The 15,070-nt window shown below is 58.0% G+C and carries 18 protein-coding genes; 11 read left to right on the top strand and 7 right to left on the bottom strand.

Translation table 11 applies throughout. From position 1 onward, the window contains the following. Position 1: 1 nt before the first annotated feature. The 4 genes from ACR0IK_RS19520 to trmD are packed head-to-tail and all read left to right on the top strand — an operon-like array spanning position 2 to position 2,256. Positions 2 to 151 carry a hypothetical protein gene (locus ACR0IK_RS19520; RefSeq protein WP_480642845.1) on the top strand — a complete coding sequence of 50 codons (150 nt, stop codon included), beginning with the start codon at positions 2 to 4 and terminating at the stop codon, positions 149 to 151. After that, entirely contained in the window at positions 144 to 647 is a 504-nt protein-coding gene (gene rimM, locus ACR0IK_RS19515) for a ribosome maturation factor RimM (protein ID WP_480642844.1), read from the top strand. The genes ACR0IK_RS19520 and rimM overlap by 8 nt, the downstream gene beginning before the upstream one ends. Next, positions 647 to 1,462, top strand: coding sequence for a hypothetical protein (locus ACR0IK_RS19510; RefSeq protein ID WP_480642842.1), 816 nt, complete (start codon positions 647 to 649; stop codon positions 1,460 to 1,462). The genes rimM and ACR0IK_RS19510 overlap by 1 nt, the downstream gene beginning before the upstream one ends. Further along, positions 1,459 to 2,256, top strand: a complete 798-nt coding sequence (gene trmD, locus ACR0IK_RS19505; RefSeq protein ID WP_480642841.1) for a tRNA (guanosine(37)-N1)-methyltransferase TrmD — start codon at positions 1,459 to 1,461, stop codon at positions 2,254 to 2,256. The genes ACR0IK_RS19510 and trmD overlap by 4 nt, the downstream gene beginning before the upstream one ends. Here the strand turns inward: trmD and ACR0IK_RS19500 are convergent. Then, a complete protein-coding gene (locus ACR0IK_RS19500) occupies positions 2,253 to 3,053 on the bottom strand; it encodes a glycoside hydrolase family 25 protein (protein ID WP_480642840.1) in 801 nt (266 codons plus the stop codon). The two genes, trmD and ACR0IK_RS19500, sit on opposite strands and share 4 nt — an antisense overlap. Positions 3,054 to 3,433: 380 nt before the next feature. Between ACR0IK_RS19500 and rplS the strand changes: the two genes are divergently transcribed. Beyond that, on the top strand, positions 3,434 to 3,817 hold the full coding sequence (rplS, locus tag ACR0IK_RS19495) for a 50S ribosomal protein L19 (RefSeq protein ID WP_170328369.1): 384 nt from the start codon (positions 3,434 to 3,436) through the stop codon (positions 3,815 to 3,817). 11 nt (positions 3,818 to 3,828) lie between these two features. Next, positions 3,829 to 4,050, top strand: a complete 222-nt coding sequence (rpmE, locus tag ACR0IK_RS19490; protein WP_170428949.1) for a 50S ribosomal protein L31 — start codon at positions 3,829 to 3,831, stop codon at positions 4,048 to 4,050. Positions 4,051 to 4,141: 91 nt separating this feature from the next. Here rpmE and ACR0IK_RS19485 read toward each other — a convergent pair whose 3' ends face one another. Continuing rightward, positions 4,142 to 4,702: a hypothetical protein gene (locus ACR0IK_RS19485; RefSeq protein ID WP_480642837.1), complete on the bottom strand. Its 561-nt coding sequence runs from the start codon at positions 4,700 to 4,702 to the stop codon at positions 4,142 to 4,144. Positions 4,703 to 5,003: 301 nt separating this feature from the next. Here ACR0IK_RS19485 and ACR0IK_RS19480 point away from each other — a divergent pair, with 301 nt between their 5' ends. Further along, positions 5,004 to 5,231: a hypothetical protein gene (locus tag ACR0IK_RS19480; RefSeq protein ID WP_480594509.1), complete on the top strand. Its 228-nt coding sequence runs from the start codon at positions 5,004 to 5,006 to the stop codon at positions 5,229 to 5,231. 10 nt (positions 5,232 to 5,241) lie between these two features. On the opposite strand, the gene ACR0IK_RS19475 is transcribed toward ACR0IK_RS19480, so the two are convergent. Together ACR0IK_RS19475 and ACR0IK_RS19470 are read right to left on the bottom strand one after the other, a co-directional pair. Further along, positions 5,242 to 6,837: an MFS transporter gene (locus ACR0IK_RS19475; protein ID WP_480642836.1), complete on the bottom strand. Its 1,596-nt coding sequence runs from the start codon at positions 6,835 to 6,837 to the stop codon at positions 5,242 to 5,244. An 80-nt stretch (positions 6,838 to 6,917) separates the two neighbouring features. Next, positions 6,918 to 7,805, bottom strand: coding sequence for an AEC family transporter (locus ACR0IK_RS19470; protein WP_480642835.1), 888 nt, complete (start codon positions 7,803 to 7,805; stop codon positions 6,918 to 6,920). A gap of 207 nt (positions 7,806 to 8,012) precedes the next feature. Here ACR0IK_RS19470 and ACR0IK_RS19465 point away from each other — a divergent pair, with 207 nt between their 5' ends. Together ACR0IK_RS19465 and ACR0IK_RS19460 are read left to right on the top strand one after the other, a co-directional pair. After that, positions 8,013 to 8,822: a division plane positioning ATPase MipZ gene (locus ACR0IK_RS19465; RefSeq protein ID WP_480594506.1), complete on the top strand. Its 810-nt coding sequence runs from the start codon at positions 8,013 to 8,015 to the stop codon at positions 8,820 to 8,822. A 166-nt stretch (positions 8,823 to 8,988) separates the two neighbouring features. Continuing rightward, positions 8,989 to 9,807: a DUF2189 domain-containing protein gene (locus tag ACR0IK_RS19460; RefSeq protein ID WP_480642834.1), complete on the top strand. Its 819-nt coding sequence runs from the start codon at positions 8,989 to 8,991 to the stop codon at positions 9,805 to 9,807. 75 nt (positions 9,808 to 9,882) lie between these two features. Here the strand turns inward: ACR0IK_RS19460 and ACR0IK_RS19455 are convergent, their stop codons facing one another. The 3 genes from ACR0IK_RS19455 to ACR0IK_RS19445 form a co-directional block, all read right to left on the bottom strand. Further along, a complete protein-coding gene (locus tag ACR0IK_RS19455) occupies positions 9,883 to 10,293 on the bottom strand; it encodes a hypothetical protein (RefSeq protein WP_480642833.1) in 411 nt (136 codons plus the stop codon). A gap of 57 nt (positions 10,294 to 10,350) precedes the next feature. Then, positions 10,351 to 11,589, bottom strand: coding sequence for an adenylate/guanylate cyclase domain-containing protein (locus ACR0IK_RS19450; RefSeq protein ID WP_480642832.1), 1,239 nt, complete (start codon positions 11,587 to 11,589; stop codon positions 10,351 to 10,353). Between the two features lie 64 nt (positions 11,590 to 11,653). After that, positions 11,654 to 12,106, bottom strand: coding sequence for a MarR family winged helix-turn-helix transcriptional regulator (locus tag ACR0IK_RS19445; RefSeq protein ID WP_480642830.1), 453 nt, complete (start codon positions 12,104 to 12,106; stop codon positions 11,654 to 11,656). 57 nt (positions 12,107 to 12,163) lie between these two features. On the opposite strand from ACR0IK_RS19445, the gene hmgA reads away from it, so the two are divergent. Both hmgA and fahA read left to right on the top strand, forming a co-directional pair. Next, positions 12,164 to 13,519, top strand: coding sequence for a homogentisate 1,2-dioxygenase (gene hmgA / locus ACR0IK_RS19440; protein WP_480642828.1), 1,356 nt, complete (start codon positions 12,164 to 12,166; stop codon positions 13,517 to 13,519). 243 nt (positions 13,520 to 13,762) lie between these two features. Further along, on the top strand, positions 13,763 to 15,019 hold the full coding sequence (gene fahA, locus ACR0IK_RS19435) for a fumarylacetoacetase (protein ID WP_480642827.1): 1,257 nt from the start codon (positions 13,763 to 13,765) through the stop codon (positions 15,017 to 15,019). The last annotated feature ends 51 nt before the right edge of the window (positions 15,020 to 15,070 follow it).

The raw sequence follows: 15,070 nt of genomic DNA, 5'->3' as shown, positions 1-15,070 counted from the left end.
GATGTTCGGATTGATACGGCTTCCCATCCTGTTGTTGATCGCATTTATTGTGGGCGTGTTCTTTGAACGCAGTAACCAACGCGAGGCCTGCGCCACGCGGGGGAACTGGCTGGATGGGCTTTGTGTGACAGTGGACAAGCCAAATGAGTGATCTGATCTGCGTGGGCAGCATTGCGGGCTCTTATGGTGTGCGCGGCGAAGTGCGCCTGAAAAGCTATTGCGCAATCCCGGAAGATATCGAGGCTTACTCGCCCCTGACGGATGAAACCGGCGTGAAGCGCTTTCCGCTGGTTCTGACCCGCACGATCAAGAACGGATTTGCAGCAAATCTTGGCGGAGTTGAAACCAAGGAAGAGGCCGACGCCCTGAAAGGCCTGCGTCTGTTTGCCCGGCGTGATCAACTGCCTTCTCTTCCGGATGACGAGTTCTACCACACTGATCTGATCGGCCTTGAGGTTTACGATACCGGCGGCACGCTGCTGGGTCGGGTCAAATCGGTGCAGAACCACGGTGCGGCCGACCTGTTGGAACTGCACGGGCCAGGCCTGAAGGCCACCGTTCTGCTGCCTTTCACCCTGGAGGCGGTTCCAACCGTCGATCTGGACAAGGGGCGCATCATCGCCGATCCGCCCGAAGGGCTGATCTAATGCGCCGCGTCCTGCTGCATCTGGGTCTGCACAAAACCGGAACCACGGCAGCACAGTCTTTTCTCTATGGCAATCGCGAATTGATCTGGCCGCATTTTGCACTGGTGCTACCCTATCGCACCCGCAAGTCCGGTCTGTCGCGGGCGGCAACCAATCACTCGATTTACGGCACCGTCGGCACCTTGTCCGAGTACGGAATCCTATTGCGAGAATTTCTGGAGACGTTGGATTTCGGCGACAAACGCGGGCTGATCCTCAGCGAGGAGAACTTCGCCGGTCGACGCCCCAGCCGCAATACCGAAAACGGTTACGCAGCCGCACCAGAGCTTGCAGCTTGTCTGGTGGATGAAATCCGCCATCGCTTTTCCGGGCAAGAGCTCGAGATCACGATCTATCTGTCCTTACGCCAACGAGGCGGCTGGTTGCGCAGCCTTTGGGCACATGATCTGGAACGCATTCGCCAGGTCCACGACTTTGAAACTTTTCGATCGAATCTGGATCATCTGCCGCCCTTGCAGGACACGGTAGATCAGATCCGGGCCCGGCTACCGTCGGTTACTGTTGTTGACGAATGGCTTGAAGAACTGCAGCTGCGGCGTTATGGCCCCGGCACTCCGTTTGCCGAGTATCTGAACCTGCCCAGCGACAAGGCCAAGCTGCTGGTGCCGCCCACAAAGGTCAACAGTCGCCTGCCGGAAGATGCTCTGGCAGAACTGCTGGATCTGAACCGCTCGCGTCTGGACGAGGCTGCTCTGATCGAACAGAAGAAAGCGACAATTGAACGCGCCAAAGGCGCGCTGATCGACACGACATGACAGACAAGCCCAGTAAATCCCACGGCCGCAAAGCGATCCGCCCGACACTGAAACCGCGCGAGCTGCTGACCCCTACGCCGGACCTGCATGGCGTGTGGAAGGCCAAAATCATCACGTTGTTCCCCTCGGCCTTTCCCGGGGTGCTGGGGGAAAGCCTCACTGGCAAGGCCCTGCAGGAAGGTCTTTGGCAATTGGAAACCGTCGACCTCCGCCAATTCGGTGTCGGCAAGCACCGCAATGTGGATGACACGCCCGCAGGCGGTGGCGCGGGCATGGTGCTGCGTGCCGATGTGCTGGGGGAAGCGATCGAACACACGATGGCGGATATTCGCGGCAACTGGCCGTTGATCTATCTGAGCCCCCGCGGTCGCCGGATGGACCAGCGCATGATGCAGAACCTGGCGCGCTGTGACGGCATGACATTGCTGTGCGGTCGTTTCGAAGGTGTCGACGAACGCGTGCTGGAACATTACGGCGTGCAAGAAGTCTCCTTGGGTGATTTCGTCATGACCGGCGGCGAGATCGCGGCGCAGGCGCTGATCGACGCGACGGTGCGTCTGATCCCCGGCGTGCTGGGCAATCAGGCCTCAGCCGAGGAAGAGAGCTTTTCCTCGGGCCTCCTGGAACATCCGCAATACACCCGCCCCGCCGAGTGGAAGGGTCGGCCGATCCCCGATATCCTGATGTCCGGCCACCATGGGCGCATTGCCGAGTGGCGGCACGAGATGTCCGAAAAGATCACCCAGGAACGACGCCCTGATCTGTGGGAAGCTTATCGAAAGTCCCGCGACTAACCACCCGCCTTCCAACGCGCCCATGTCTCGGGGTGGCCGTTGAACGTGTTGATATCCACCTTGCCCTGAACACCTGGCACCAAACCTGTTCCGGTATACTGCCAGAACCGCCAAGAGGCTCTGGGGTAGACTTTGTGTGGATGCCCGGCAACGGACCGCAGCCAGAATTCGGTTCCGGGCAAGCGGCCAATATCGGTGTCGTCGTAAAAATCCACCGTTGTGTAGACGATAGGCCGCCGCCCGTAGTGGCGTTCGAGAATATCGAGGAAACGTTCGGCTTCGGCGCGAACCGTGGCGCCATCGGGGCGCAGCCTGCAGGTTCTGGAATGTGGAGTCCACTCCATGTCCAGCACATGCGGCAGGTCAGCGCCCCTGGGCACGTTCCGGATGAACCACCGAGCCTGCTCGTGCGCCGGACGGCAGAAATAGTAGTAGTGGTAGGCGCCCCACGGCACCCCCGCCGACTGTGCGCCCCGCCGGTGGTCGTCAAACATGGGGTCGGCCACGTCGCCGCCCTCAGTCGCTTTGATGAACACGAAACTGACGCCCGATGCCCTGGCCCGGTGCCAGTCGATCGCACCCTGCCAGCGCGACACATCCAGCCCATGCACCGGGTAATGGCCGGGATGTCGCCCATCCCAATCGTGCGGGTCGGCATCGCCGAAGGCCGGGTATATGACCGAAGGCGATGTGGTATCCAGAAAAGCCTTGGCCTCGACCTGTTGGGGCGGAGGAGTGCTGCGACCGCAGGACAGAGTCGCCATGGCCATGACGGCCAGCATCAACGCTATGCGCATGATGTGTTCCTGTTTTTAAAAACTGCTCATATAATTCCCTCCAGAATGCCTGATTGGTCTCGCAAGGCAACGGTGTATTTTTCGGATGGCGAAAACCCACCGTCTAGCTTTGAAAATATGGCGATTTTGGCTTGATCCCTGTTTGCAAACCTCGTAAAGCAGCGCAATCCGGTGCCGCAACTGCGCGACTCCGGTGTTTTGGTTTGCACCATGGCGCAACGCTTAGCTTTCTTCAGCCAAGGCGTGTCAGGGCGGACCAGACCAAAGGAACATTCGATCTGACCTCTGGCGGGCTGTGCGCAGGACCCGATGAAGACCAAGAGCTCTCAGGCCGTGCCCAAACTTCGTGGACCAACCACGAGCAGATAGGAGAACCTGCGATGGACCTGATCGCACAGCTTGAGGCGGAACAGATTGCCGCCCTAGGGAAAGACATCCCCGATTTCAAAGCCGGTGACACCATTCGTGTCGGCTTTAAAGTGACCGAAGGGTCGCGCACCCGTGTGCAGAACTACGAAGGTGTCTGCATCGCGCGCAAAGGTGGCAGCGGCATCGCCGGTTCGTTCACCGTTCGCAAGATTTCGTTTGGCGAAGGCGTGGAGCGTGTGTTCCCGCTGCATTCGACCAACATTGACAGCATCACCGTTGTCCGCCGTGGCCGCGTCCGTCGCGCCAAACTGTACTATCTGCGCTCGCGCCGTGGTAAGTCCGCGCGTATCGCAGAAGTCACTAACTACAAGCCCAAGGCTGGCGCCGAGGCGTAAGGAGCGGAAAGATGAAAAAAGACATCCATCCCGATTATCACGTCATCAACGTCAAAATGACCGATGGCACCGTGGTTCAGATGAAATCCACCTGGGGCGCCGAAGGCGACCAGCTGGCTCTGGAAATCGACCCCTCCTCGCACCCCGCGTGGACTGGTGGCTCGTCGCGCCTGATGGACGCCGGTGGCCGCGTGTCGAAGTTCAAGAAGAAATACGAAGGTCTGGGCTTCTAAGCCTGACTCGTTTGAAATGCGAAAGGCCGTCCTTTGGGGCGGCCTTTTTTGCTAGCTGATATTGCTTAATCCCGAAGTGGCTAGAAGATTCTCAGGGCAACACAACCTGCTTCAATTTAATTCGAGTACGCTTTCCGTTCTGCTGAATTTGGCGCGAAGTCTCTCGCCCATCGTCATCAAACTTAATCCGGGTATTAGAAAACCTGTCGTATTTTGATCCGTTCAAGAAATCTGTTTTCTGAGTAAACCCACCTTTCGTTGCCTTACCAATTGCGCGGTACGTCCCCGGAATCCCATTCCGATCAAATACTACGTATTTACACTCGCCGACGACCAACCAGCAGTTATGTGGCTCGTATTTTATCGTCGCCCCATCGGACCTTTCCATCCGAACGGTTTGCCCTTTGGAGTTGCGGAAAATCGTACGGTCGTACGCCTTGCTGCTCCCACTCCCAGAATGGATCTCAAATACATACAGACCGCTGCGCTTTCCGATAAAGCGAGATTCTAAGTTGCCTCCGGGAGATCGCTCGAACACACGGGCTGTTCCAATTTTGAGGCCATCATAGCTGTGGTTCGAGTGATGCTGTGCCACGGCGGGCATCACGCCCATACTCAAAAAGGAAAATAGCAAAAACAAAGCGTGTCGCATTTTAACTCTCAAAACAATCCTATCTCGCGATGCTAAATTGCATGTCATTCACGTCAACCCTTGGCTGCAAGTCTCTCGCGATTGAAAGGAATAATCTCCCCTAGCCGTCTCTTCTTTCAAAATGATTAGTCTTTTGAGACTGCGGACAATTTCGAACAAATACAAATCTGTCATCCATCCACTTCGGTCGCACATGGACAAGCCTCGTTGGCACCGCCCCAAAACCGGTGCCATTTTGCCCAGGTTCAATAAATGCTACAATTGGCACAACGGATATACAGACACCACGGAGACCCAGAATATGCCCCAGTACAATGATATGATCGAGCTGTCGGTCGAGGATATGGACCTGATCGAAACGGCGTTGCGCGGCTCGGTCGCCTCGTTGTCGCAAGCTGCGTTGGATGGGGCAGAAAACGGCCAGACGGATCGCGAAGACACCCTGCGGCGCATTCACGATCTTCTGGGCAAGCTGCACGACCAGAAGGTGTTTTACCGCCCAAAAGGCGGTGTATATTTGGGGGGGTAGGCAGACACGCCTAGCGCGGTTTGCGCGTCAGTTCTGCCGCGCTGTGCACCGGCGGCACTGGCCCACGCAGCAGCATGAGCGCCAAGGCCATTCCGACAAGCGCTGCAATCGCGGCAACCAGCATTGCGCTGTTGAATGCGTTGTCCTGCAAGTCCCTCAGAGCCTTGGCTAGGGCCGTTCCGGTCGTTGGATCCATCCCCGCAATCTGCTGCTGAATCTGGCTGGGCGTGCCGTGGGTCAGCGCGCGGGCCAGATCCTCGCGCTGGGTTGATCCGGCGGGCAGCGCGTCGATCACCTCTGACAGGCCACGGCGTTTGGTTACCGATTCTGCAAGGCCTCCGACCACCGCGCCCAGGGTGGCTCCAAAATAGAGACAAGCATTAATCACTCCCGATCCCTGCCCCACATGCTCTTCCGGCAGCAGGCGCAGACCGAGGCGGGGCAGCAGCGAAAAGCAGATACCCATGCCGATACCTACAATCAAAAGTTTCCACCAGATCTCGGCATATTGCGTGGCGTTCGTGGTCGTCATCAGCAGCAGGAACCCAATCCCCATTGCCCCAAGGCCAATCGCAACCGGCCATTGAAAGCTGTAGGGCGCGAGAAATCGCGGCGCAGTGACCGAGATGACAAACATGCTGAGGCTTAGCGGCATGATCGCCAGCCCGGCGCCGATTGACGAATACCCGAAGGCATCCGGTGACTGCACGAAAGTGTTGAAATAGACAAAGAAGCAGAACAGCGTGAAGCCGGTAAAGAACATCCCCGCCGCAGCCATGAAGTAACGCGGATGGCGGAAGTATCGCAGTTCGATCAGCGGGTCTTCGGCGCGGCGTGAGACGATCACCAGCACAACGGTCGCCACCGCCGCAATGGCCAGCGGAACCAGTGTGAGCGGCGTCGCCCATCCGCCGCTTTCCCCGTTGCTGAGCGCAAAAGACAGCGGCCCGAGGAACAAGAGGATGGCAACTGCACCCGGATAGTCGAATTTTGCCCCTGCAAGGCGCGTGTCGGGTACGTATTTTCTTTTACTGACGTGCAGCCCAATAGCAAAGGCCACGGCCAGCAGCAGCAGATCGGTCGCAAAAACCGCCCGCCAACTTACATAGTGGCCAAAGGCCCCACCGACGATTGGACCGACGCCGATCGCCAAACCAACGATTGCACCCCAAGCCCCGGTGACGCTGGCGCGCTGCTCTTCCGGTGTGGCGGCGGTCAGCAGTGACAACGATGTCCCGAACAGCGCCGCCGCCCCCGCGCCCTGCGCACCGCGCCCAAACAGCAGCATCGCCCCATCCTGCGCAAACAGAACCGAGGCGGAACCGATGGCAAAAACGATCATGCCAAAGAAAAACACGCCCATCTTGCCGGTGATGTCACCCAACCGGCTGACGATGGTGACAAGCGTGGCACTGGCCACCGTATAGATCGCCATTACCCATTGCAGTCCAGACGGGGTCAGATCGAACTCGGCCTTGAGGTTGGGCAATATGGTGGCGACAGCGGTGGTGTTAAACCCCACGACCATCATACAGATTGCCGTCATCGCCAACACCACACGGGCGCGGGCCTGTGGGGTCACGTCTTCAGGGGACTTGTCACGCATCAAATTGCCCTCAAACTATGGTTGTTTAACGCAATTATTCAGCAGTTTAGCGATTTTTACCTCTGCGCATAGGGTGCACGTCAGGTCCAAAATGACAACGCAACCGGCAGCACGACAATCGTGCTCAGAGTCGACACCAGAATAAAACCGGCCACATCCGGCCCGTATTCAGGCACGTGCTGGTCGATGAACAGATAGGTCGCCACCGAAGACGGCATCAGGCAACACAGGATCACTGCGCCGCGTTCGGCCCCGGTAAAGCCGAACGCCCAGACCAGACCGCTGGCGATCACAACCGCCATCGCAAGATGCATTACAGTCAGTATCAAAGCCCGGCCAAGGCTTTTGATCTGCAAAGTCGCCAGTGTGTGGCCCAGTGTCAGCAGCATCAACGGGATCGACAGCCCTCCGAGGATATCAAAGGACTTGGCCACCGGCTGAGGCAGGGTGTACCCTGTCACCATCAGGATCAGAGAGACCACCACCGCATAGATGATCGGCGACGTCGCGATTTTCTTTGGCGAAAACTCTCCGGCCGGTATCCACATGCCGATAGTGAAGATGCTGATCAGCACGACAACCACGAAGCCCATCGTATAGGCCATCCCCGCATCACCCAATGCCAACAGGGTAATCGGCAAGCCGATATTGCCGACGTTGCCATGCATCAGTGGTGTCAGAAACGCCCGTACCGGCAGATGCATCGCCTTCAAAGCGGCAAATCCCAACACTCCAAACCCGGCAATCGCCAGCGCGGCAGCAGCCATCACATCCAGAAACGTATCCACGGCTATATTGGTGGTGGACAGGTGCGAGATGATCAGCGTCGGATACCCCACGCGCGAGACAAGCCCGCCAATCACTTTGTTGTCGAAGGGCGCCTTGATCAGGGCCAGACTATAGCCGATCCCGGCACAAATCAGCACGGGCAGGACCACATTCAGAACGTTCAGAAACAGATGGTCCAAGCTCGGTCCCTATCCTAATTCACCGCTCTAAACTGTGAATCAGGGCAGCTTGTTTGACAAGCGCGCAGTCTAACCCGCGCCCACGCCTTGGTTTTCCAAATTAGAGCCTGTTATCACCGATTGGGGTTCTTCCCTTCCCGCTTTCCACAACATATAGTAGCTGGCAACAACGTGTGGGCAAGCACGGCGGGACGTGGGAATACAAGCATGGCACATATTATCGTAGTGGGGAACGAGAAGGGCGGCGCAGGCAAATCGACCGTGTCGATGCATGTGGCAACCGCATTGGCGCGTCTGGGTCACAAGGTCAGCACACTGGACCTGGACCTGCGGCAACGCAGCCTTGGGCGCTATTTCGAGAACCGCGGCAATTTCATGAACGGCTCGGAAACACAGCTGCCCAGCCCGCGCCACCATGACCTGCCCGAGATCGATGCCAGCAAGCTGAAACCCGGCGAGAATATCTATGACCACCGCCTGTCCGCCGCAGTGGCCCAGTTGGAAAGCGACAGCGATTTCATCCTGATCGACTGCCCCGGCTCGCATACCCGCCTCAGCCAGGTGGCGCATTCGCTGGCCGACACACTGATCACGCCTTTGAACGACAGTTTCATTGATTTCGACCTGCTGGCGCGTATCGATTCTAAGGGTGAGAAAATCCTCGGGCCGTCGGTCTATTCCGAGATGGTCTGGAACGCCCGGCAGTTGCGAGCACAGGCCGGGCTTAAACCCATCGACTGGGTCGTCGTGCGCAACCGTGTCGGCACGCAGCGCATGGTCAACAAGGAAAAGATGCAGCGCGCGATTGAAATGCTGTCTCAGCGCATCGGCTTCCGCGTCGCGTCGGGCTTTTCCGAGCGGGTGATCTTCCGCGAACTGTTCCCCCGCGGCCTGACCCTGCTGGATCTCAAGGATATCGGGGTCAAACAGCTGAACATCTCGAACATCGCCGCGCGGCAAGAGCTGCGTGACATGATGAAAGAACTAAACCTTCCAGGCGTAGAGATTGATTTCTAGAAAGCCCCGGTAAGTCTGCCACACGCAATTCAGCTACCATTCTCCCCCACCTTGCCCTTGCGCCTCACGTGATGCAGACTTGTTCGCGGAGGAAATGCGCCTGTTTCACAGCTGGGTCCGTCGGCAAACGGACCGGCGAAGCCCTGTGCTTTAGGAGGAGTGTGTCATGGCATCCAAAACCGAAGATTCCACACCACCGGACAATCTGACGCCGCAACAGCATTCCGTGCCCGAAGTCAACACGGTGACTTCGAGTGACATCACCGCGTCGCTGAAGGCCGGGTTTTCAGATTTTCTCGCGCGTCCCTTCATGAGCGGCTTTTTCGGCCTGTTCTATGCGGTGTTCGGCATCCTGTTTGTTTGGAGTCTGGTCTGGCTTGGCAAAATTTGGATGATCATTCCCGCGATTGTGGGTTTTCCGCTGGTCGCGCCTTTCGCCGCTGCCGGGCTTTATGAGATGTCCCGACGTTTGCAGAAGGGAGAGAGTTTCGGCTGGTCTGAAATCCTTGGTGTCATGGCCAATCAGCGCAAGCGCGAAATGGGCTGGATGGCCTTTGTCACCCTGTTCATTTTCTGGGTTTGGATTTACCAGATTCGGCTTTGGCTGGCGATCACCCTGCAGAACGCATCCTTCTCGGACTTTGACGGTTTTCTAAACACCGTTATCTTTACGCCGCAGGGCTGGACTTTCCTTGCTATTGGCACCTGCGTGGGCGCGTTTCTGTCGGCAGTCCTGTTCACGGTAACCGTCATTTCCATGCCCATGTTGCTCGACCGGGAAACCAATTTCGTTTCCGCCATGTTGACGTCCATCCGGGCCGTCTCGGAAAACCCGGTGGTCATGCTGACCTGGGCGGCGATAATCTCGGTCACCATGCTGCTGTCGATGGTTCCGGCGTTTCTGGGCCTGATCTTCACCCTGCCGATCCTTGGCCATGCCACGTGGCATCTGTATCAGCGGGTCGTACCTCCAGCCGAAGGGTGATTTTTCGCGCAGCTTCGCCGCCCAACCCGCCCGCTGGACCCAAGAGTTGCAGTGCCGCACCGCATGACATGGCGATCACTGAAGGTGCTCAACGACCCGGTAAAACTCTGCCCATGCTACAATGTGTTCAGGGGCAATTGTGTCTTCACCGCCATTGGCCAGTTGCTCAGGCGTTACCCATACAAGGCTTAGAGTCCGCGCGGCAGGGCATAGTTGCTCTGTCTGTTTGCTGGTTAATTCGGCACCAAGCACTTCAACCAAGCCCGCTTCGCGCTCTACCGCCTGCAGCATGCTATCAACGATACCCTGCAAATCGGCGCGTTCTGCATCTTCAGGAAACGCCGCTATAAGCGCCTCAATAGCGGCCAAATCCTCACTTTGCGGACCTCCGCAAGCCCACTTGATCGCAATCGGATACAAAACATGATCGAAGCCAAAGAAGATATTGATCGCAGGATTGGTCTGCGCGGATACGGCAGATGCCATTACACTTAACGAGAGAACAAATGGCCTTATTGCTCTTAATATCGCACAAACACCCAACTACGACGCCGCCTCATTATACACCGTGAACAACTCCTTCGGTTCGGAGACCCCGCGCAGCATGTATCGCCCGACAGACACAAGGTCCTGACCACAAGGCTGGGCCGCGCGTGCCACGTCATCCGAGATCAGAATACGCTGCCCCAGCGACCGGTGCATTCCGGCGATCCGGGCGGTCTGGTTTACGGCCGGGCCAATCACGGTGAAGTCCAACCGGGTCTCGGACCCGATATTGCCATACAGAATCTCACCCGCGTGCAGGGCAAGGGTAAAACTGGCCACCGGCAGGCCGTCGGCCTTGCGACGGGTGTTCAAGACTTCCATCCGTTGCTGCAGCATCGGTACGGCCTTCAGCGCCGCACGCGCGTCTTCATCGATTTCACCGACGTCGAACATCGCCATCAGGCCGTCGCCCATGAATTTCAGGATATTGCCGCGGTTATCGTGCACTACGCCTACGGCCACGGCCAGGTAATCGTTCAGCATGTCGATGATCTCGTTGCCCGGCAGTTCCTCGGAGAGGCTGGTGAAGCCTTCAAGGTCAAAGTTCCAGATCACTGCATCGATCTGCTGCAACGAGCCACGCCGGATTTCGCCCGACAACACGCGGCGCCCCGCATCGCGTCCCAGATAGACCCGCATCAGGTCCTTTGAAATCCGGGCGCTCGATGCGGATTTCAGCGCCAGCCCCAGATGCGGCAACGCCGTGTTGATCAGATCCAGGTCACAGTCCTGGAATCCTTCCGGAGCGTTCGAGGTCCAGGACATCAGAACTCCGTCCACGGCTTCTTTGGTGTCTCCTGTCACGCTCTGGGTCGGCACGTCAAAGCTGACTCCGGTGGCATAATAATCGGTGGCTCCGATCTGGCGCAGATCATTCAGCAGGGGAAACCGGCTTTCCTCATTCTGATCGACCAGACGCTCGCGGATTTCATCCACCTCATTGCTCAGAATGGCGTAGAGAGGGCTTTGCCTCCACTGTTCGCTGGGCTCTTCGGTGTATTCAAAGGTCTCGGACTCACCGCCCTGCCCCTCATACCAGCTGAACCCGGTGCCGCCATAGACAGGGTGCAGCGCCGACTGTGCCGCATGAAAGCGCATCAGGGGTACGCCCAGTTCCAACAACTTGTTGCAGTAGCCGTCCAACAGCTCTTCTTTCGCGGCCCCTTCGAGACCGCGGGTCACAATCCATTGAATAAGGTCAGTTGATTTCGCCGCATCGGCGTTCAGGGTCGTCATATTTTTTTATTCCAGTGTCCGCTCTGGATGTCATCTGGGGGCCTGAGGTTGGAATTACCAGAGTTCAACCCATATGCGCCAACTGGCGTAGCATTTTGCGTAACAGGGCCACCTCGTCCGCATTGAACTCTGCAGCCAGCTTTGCGTCATACTGCCCGGCGATACCACAAAGCTCGCGATAGACAGATTGGCCCAAAGCCGTAAGCGTCAAGTGTTCCACCCTGCGATCCGTTTCACTGCGGCAGCGCACCAGATACCGGGTTTCCTCAAGCCTGTGCACGGCCCGGCTGATCTTGGTTTTGTGAAGCCGGGCGCGTTCGCCGATCTCTTTCGCGGTCATTTCTCCGTAATTGCCCAGATGGAACAAGACCCGCCATTCATTGCGCAGCATCCCGAATCGGTCCTTGTAGACCCTCTGAAATTCCAGCGAACTTTCTTCGGCTGCCCGGTTTAGCAGGTAGGGCAGGAAATCCTGCAAATAAAAGTCATCATTTTTAGGGGAATCGTTCTGAGTCATGCTTGTTAGTTACAAAATCAACTACTATCCCTCAAGCAATAAGCGGAGGAACTCAGGATGAACCATCCGACTGATCCACATGAAATGACACAGGCCAGTACGCCGGTCGGCACCCATTCCGGCTATATGCCCGGCTTTGGCAATGACTTTGAAACCGAGGCTCTGCCCGGAGCCTTGCCGCAGGGGATGAACAGCCCACAGCGCTGTAACTATGGTCTCTATGGTGAGCAGCTCAGCGGTACGGCTTTCACCGCCAACCCGCCTGAACGGACGTGGTGTTATCGCATCCGACCGTCGGTCAAGCACTCGCATCGTTACGAAAAACTCGATCTGCCCTATTGGAACTCCGCGCCTTTTGTCGATCCGGACGTGATCAGCCTGGGCCAGTATCGTTGGGATGCGGTGCCCCATTCAGGTCAGGGGCTGACCTGGCTGACCGGCATGCGCACGATGACCACGGCCGGGGATGTGCACACCCAGGTGGGCATGGCCAGCCACATCTATCTGGTCACCGAATCCATGGTGGACGCCTATTTCTACTCGGCCGATTCCGAATTGCTGGTGGTACCGCAGGAAGGTCGCCTGCGCTTTGCAACCGAGCTCGGGATTATCGACCTTGAACCTAAGGAAATCGCAATTATCCCGCGTGGGTTGGTTTACAGGGTTGAGGTGCTGGAGGGCCCCGCGCGCGGCTTTGTCTGCGAAAACTACGGTCAGAAATTCGAGCTGCCGGGCCGCGGCCCGATCGGCGCCAATTGCATGGCCAACCCGCGCGATTTCAAGGCGCCGGTGGCCGCGTTTGAGGATCGCGAGGTGCCCTCGACCGTCACTGTCAAATGGTGCGGGCAGTTTCACACCACCAAGATCAATCAAAGCCCGCTGGATGTGGTGGCGTGGCACGGTAATTACGCGCCCTACAAATACGACCTGCGCACCTATTGCCCGGTCGGTGCGATCCTGTTCGACCATCCCGATCCGTCGATCTTTACCGTGTTGACCGCGCCTTCGGGGCAGCCGGGCACCGCGAATATCGACTTTGTCCTATTCCGCGAACGCTGGATGGTGGCCGAAGATACGTTCCGCCCGCCGTGGTACCACAAGAACATCATGTCCGAGCTGATGGGAAACATCTACGGCCAGTATGACGCGAAACCGCAGGGCTTTGTCCCCGGCGGCATGAGCCTGCACAACATGATGCTGCCGCACGGTCCGGACCGCGAGGCGTTCGAAAAGGCGTCGAACGCGAACCTCGGGCCCGACAAGCTGGACAACACCATGTCCTTCATGTTCGAAACCCGGTTCCCGCAGCATCTGACACCTTTTGCCGCCAACGAGGCCCCCTTGCAGGACGATTACATTGACTGCTGGACCTCACTTGAGAAAAAGTTTGACGGAACCCCGGGCAAAAAGTGATGGATTCTGGCTACCTAGTCATTGCCGTGTTCTTAGGCATCATCGGCATGTCTATATGGGCGCGGCGCAGACGCTGGAATGGCAAGCGCGACCATTACAAGCACAATCCAATGCCCGGCCATCGCCAGGAGGGTTCTTCCGGTGGGGTCGAACCCGGCGACTGAAAGACGGAAACAGGACCATGCGACACACCCTTTCGCGGTGCCACTTTCGCAACGACGACAAAGGCGACAAGGAACACAAATGACACTTTCGAAATCCTGGGTGGCCTCGGCCAATTCCGCCGAACACCCGTTTCCGCTGAACAACCTGCCTTATGGTGTCTTTTCGGTCGGCGGGGCTGCCCCACATTGCGGCGTGGCGATTGGAGACATGATTCTGGACGTCACCGCGGCTGAGGCCGAAGGGGTGATCAATCTGGACGACGAGCCGCTGTTCGACCTGCCCTTCTGGAACCCGTTGATGGAGCAAGGCCCCGCCGTCTGGGCCGCATTACGCGCGCGACTGACCTATCTGCTGGCCGAAGGGTCGGAGGAACAGGACAAGATGGAACCTTTGCTGGTTCCGAAGGACGACGCCGAACTGCACATGCCCTTCGCCGTCAGCGAATACACCGACTTCTACGCCGGTCGCCATCACGCGCAAAACGTCGGCACCATGTTTCGCGGGCCCGAGAACGCCCTGCCGCCAAACTGGCTGCATATTCCCATCGGGTATAACGGCCGGGCATCCTCGGTTGTCGTCTCGGGCACCGATATCCGCCGCCCCTGGGGTCAGTTGAAATCACCGGACCAAGAGAAACCCGTTTTGCTGCCCAGCCGCCGCTTTGACATCGAGCTTGAGATGGGCGCCATCGTCGGCATCCCCTCAGAGGGGCCGATCACAGTGCAGGAAGCGGATGACCACATCTTCGGATACGTGCTGCTGAACGATTGGTCCGCGCGCGACATTCAGGCGTGGGAATACCAGCCTCTCGGCCCGTTTCAGGCCAAGGCTACCGCGACATCCATCAGCCCGTGGATCGTGACCAAGGCCGCTTTGGAGCCGTTCCGTTGTGACACTCCCGCGCGCGAACACGAATTGTTGGACCACCTGAAGGACTGCGGTCCGATGCTGTATGATATCGACCTTTCCGTGACAATGGCGCCCGCGGGCAAACCGGCCACCACGATTGCCCGGACGAATTACAAGGAGATGTACTATTCCGCCGCGCAGCAGCTGGCGCATCATACCACCTCGGGCTGCCCGATGAATACCGGCGATCTTCTGGGTTCCGGCACAATCTCAGGGCCGACGAAATCCGAACGCGGCTCGCTGCTGGAACTCAGCTGGGGCGGGAAGGAACCGCTGACGCTGGACAGCGGCGAGACGCGCAGTTTCATCCAAGATGGCGACACCCTGTCCCTGACGGGCGCAGCCAAAGGAAAGGGCTACACAATCGGATTCGGCGACTGCACCGGCACGGTATTGCCCGCTCACTCATCCCCGTACGCACGGTAAGAACTATACCCCGACTGACGACATTCCGTCGCATTTGATCCAGATCGTTTT

The sequence above is a fragment of the Ruegeria sp. BF7 genome (assembly GCF_056538605.1).
Note: the sequence above shows the minus strand (reverse complement) of the source record. Positions and strands in the feature narration are given on the sequence as shown.

Coding starts and splice junctions, on each gene's coding strand:
- trmD (WP_480642841.1), top strand. CDS start 1,459: ATGACAGACAAGCCCAGTAAATCCCACGGCCGCAAAGCGATCCGCCCG.
- ACR0IK_RS19445 (WP_480642830.1), bottom strand. CDS start 12,106: ATGACTCAGAACGATTCCCCTAAAAATGATGACTTTTATTTGCAGGAT.
- fahA (WP_480642827.1), top strand. CDS start 13,763: ATGACACTTTCGAAATCCTGGGTGGCCTCGGCCAATTCCGCCGAACAC.
- hmgA (WP_480642828.1), top strand. CDS start 12,164: ATGAACCATCCGACTGATCCACATGAAATGACACAGGCCAGTACGCCG.
- ACR0IK_RS19455 (WP_480642833.1), bottom strand. CDS start 10,293: ATGGCATCTGCCGTATCCGCGCAGACCAATCCTGCGATCAATATCTTC.
- ACR0IK_RS19520 (WP_480642845.1), top strand. CDS start 2: ATGTTCGGATTGATACGGCTTCCCATCCTGTTGTTGATCGCATTTATT.
- ACR0IK_RS19460 (WP_480642834.1), top strand. CDS start 8,989: ATGGCATCCAAAACCGAAGATTCCACACCACCGGACAATCTGACGCCG.
- ACR0IK_RS19510 (WP_480642842.1), top strand. CDS start 647: ATGCGCCGCGTCCTGCTGCATCTGGGTCTGCACAAAACCGGAACCACG.
- ACR0IK_RS19485 (WP_480642837.1), bottom strand. CDS start 4,702: ATGCGACACGCTTTGTTTTTGCTATTTTCCTTTTTGAGTATGGGCGTG.
- ACR0IK_RS19500 (WP_480642840.1), bottom strand. CDS start 3,053: ATGCGCATAGCGTTGATGCTGGCCGTCATGGCCATGGCGACTCTGTCC.
- ACR0IK_RS19480 (WP_480594509.1), top strand. CDS start 5,004: ATGCCCCAGTACAATGATATGATCGAGCTGTCGGTCGAGGATATGGAC.
- ACR0IK_RS19475 (WP_480642836.1), bottom strand. CDS start 6,837: ATGCGTGACAAGTCCCCTGAAGACGTGACCCCACAGGCCCGCGCCCGT.
- ACR0IK_RS19450 (WP_480642832.1), bottom strand. CDS start 11,589: ATGACGACCCTGAACGCCGATGCGGCGAAATCAACTGACCTTATTCAA.
- ACR0IK_RS19465 (WP_480594506.1), top strand. CDS start 8,013: ATGGCACATATTATCGTAGTGGGGAACGAGAAGGGCGGCGCAGGCAAA.
- rimM (WP_480642844.1), top strand. CDS start 144: ATGAGTGATCTGATCTGCGTGGGCAGCATTGCGGGCTCTTATGGTGTG.
- rpmE (WP_170428949.1), top strand. CDS start 3,829: ATGAAAAAAGACATCCATCCCGATTATCACGTCATCAACGTCAAAATG.
- rplS (WP_170328369.1), top strand. CDS start 3,434: ATGGACCTGATCGCACAGCTTGAGGCGGAACAGATTGCCGCCCTAGGG.